At 70.8% G+C, this 2,393-nt stretch carries 2 protein-coding genes; both read right to left on the bottom strand.

Going from position 1 to position 2,393, the window contains the following annotated elements; translation table 11 throughout:
* Positions 1–1,549: methylmalonyl-CoA mutase (gene scpA, locus BFF77_RS22600; RefSeq protein ID WP_066952802.1), on the bottom strand; the 1,549-nt coding region annotated here is incomplete at its 3' end.
* Positions 1,549–2,393 (bottom strand): methylmalonyl-CoA mutase family protein (locus BFF77_RS22595; RefSeq protein ID WP_245703649.1); only part of this gene is annotated, 845 nt, incomplete at its 5' end. The genes scpA and BFF77_RS22595, both read right to left, overlap by 1 nt.

The following is a 2,393-nucleotide window of genomic DNA, read 5'->3' as shown; positions in this document are numbered from 1 at the left end:
CGGCGCGCAGCCGCCGCAGCTTCTCGATCTGCTGGGCACGCACCGAGGAGTTGTCGACCTTGAGGACGTCGATCTGCTCGTCCGAGCCGGTCTCCACCCGGTACTTGTTGACACCGATGACCGGCTGCCGCCCCGAGTCGATCCGCGCCTGTGTACGGGCGGCGGCCTCCTCGACCCGGAGCTTGGGGATTCCGGCGTCGATGGCCTGGGCCATACCGCCCGCCGCCTCCACCTCCTCGATGTGCTGCCAGGCGCGCCGCGCCAGGTCGTACGTCAGCTTCTCGACGTACGCGCTGCCGCCCCACGGATCGGTCACCCGGCATGTGCCCGACTCCTGCTGGAGCAGCAGCTGGGTGTTGCGCGCGATACGGGCCGAGAAGTCGGTGGGCAGGGCGAGCGCCTCGTCCAGCGCGTTGGTGTGCAGCGACTGCGTGTGGCCCTGCGTGGCGGCCATCGCCTCCACACAGGTGCGGGTGACGTTGTTGAAGACGTCCTGCGCGGTGAGCGACCAGCCGGAGGTCTGCGAATGGGTGCGCAGGGAGAGCGACTTGGCGTTCTTCGGGTCGAACTTCCTGACCAGCTTGGCCCAGAGCAGCCGCGCCGCCCGCAGCTTCGCGATCTCCATGAAGAAGTTCATGCCGATCGCCCAGAAGAAGGAGAGCCGCGGCGCGAACGCGTCCACGTCGAGCCCCGCGCCGAGCCCGGCCCGCAGATACTCCACGCCGTCCGCGAGGGTGTACGCCAGCTCCAGATCGGCCGTCGCGCCCGCTTCCTGGATGTGGTAGCCCGAGATGGAGATGGAGTTGTAGCGCGGCATCCTGCGCGAGGTGTACGCGAAGATGTCGGAGATGATCCGCATCGAGGGCTTCGGCGGATAGATGTAGGTGTTGCGGACCATGAACTCCTTGAGGATGTCGTTCTGGATGGTCCCGGCCAGCTTCTCGGGCGGTACGCCCTGCTCCTCGGCGGCCACGATGTAGAGGGCGAGTACGGGCAGTACGGCGCCGTTCATCGTCATCGACACGCTCATCCGGTCCAGCGGGATGCCGTCGAAGAGCTGCCGCATGTCGTAGAGGGAGTCGATGGCCACGCCCGCCATCCCGACATCGCCGGTCACCCGGGGATGGTCGCTGTCGTAGCCGCGGTGGGTCGGCAGGTCGAAGGCGACCGACAGGCCCTTCTGCCCGGCGGCGAGATTGCGCCGGTAGAAGGCGTTCGACTCCTCGGCGGTGGAGAACCCGGCGTACTGCCGGATCGTCCAGGGCTGATTGACGTACATCGTCGGGTAGGGGCCGCGCAGATACGGCGCGATGCCCGGATACGTGCCGAGGAAGTCGAGGCCCGCCGTGTCCCGCGCGGTGTAGAGCGGTTTGACGGCGATGCCCTCGGGCGTCTCCCAGACCAGTTCGCCGTCCCCGCGGCCGGTCCGCTCCTTGACGGCCGTACGCCACTGGTCCTCGGTGACGTCCGGGCCGCCGTCCGCGCCGGGACCGGCGCCGGACGGGCCGCTCCCGGACAGGCCGATGCCGGTGAAGTCGGGGATTCCCATCACGCCACTCCCATCCGGTCGAGTGCCGAGGTCAGAACGGCGACCGCGTCGCCGCCCGCGACGACGAACTCGTCCACTCCGGCCTCCAGATATGTCTCACGGTGCTCGCCGGGCCGTCCGGCGAGGAAGACCCGCAGCGCGCCGGCGGACTTGAGCGCCGCCGCGACTCCCGCGGCGTGCTCGGTGTAGAGCGTGTCGCTGGAGCAGAGACAGGCGATGGACGCTCCGCTGCGGGTGAAGGCGTCGGCGGCGGTGGCGGTGTCGACCGGCACCGGCTCGTGGACGGGCTCGATTCCCCCCGCCTGGAAGAGACTGGCGGCGAAGGTGGCCCGTGCCGTGTGCGCGGCGGCCGGTCCGAGAGCCGCCAGGAAGACCCGGGGCCGGGCGCCGGTGGCGGCGAGATACGCGTCGGAGCGGGCGCGGAGCGCCTCGTACGCCTCGTCGCGGCGGACGACGGGCAGCCCGCCGAATCCGCCGCCGGGTGCCCGAGGCGCCGGGTCCCGCGACGCCGGGTCCCGCGACGCCGGGTCCCGCTCCACCGGAGGCTGCGAGAGCTGCGGGAACTCGCTGACTCCGGTGATGGGTTCGCGCCGCCGGGCGAGGTTTCCCGAGCGCTCCCGCCAGGTGTCCGAGAGCCGCTCCTCGATCAACCCCGCGCGCAGGGCGGCGCGCTGGCCGCCCGCGCGCTCGATCTCCTGGAACCACGTCCAGGCCGCGTGGGCGAGTTCGTCGGTGAGCCGTTCCACGTACCAGGAGCCGCCCGCAGGATCGATGACCCGTCCGAGGTGCGACTCCTCCAGCAGGATCGTCGAGGTGTTGCGCGCGATCCTGCGGGAGAAGGCGT

The sequence above is a fragment of the Streptomyces lushanensis genome, from assembly GCF_001700515.1.
Lineage (GTDB): Bacteria > Actinomycetota > Actinomycetes > Streptomycetales > Streptomycetaceae > Streptomyces > Streptomyces lushanensis.
This window is presented reverse-complemented; position numbering and strand designations above follow the sequence as displayed.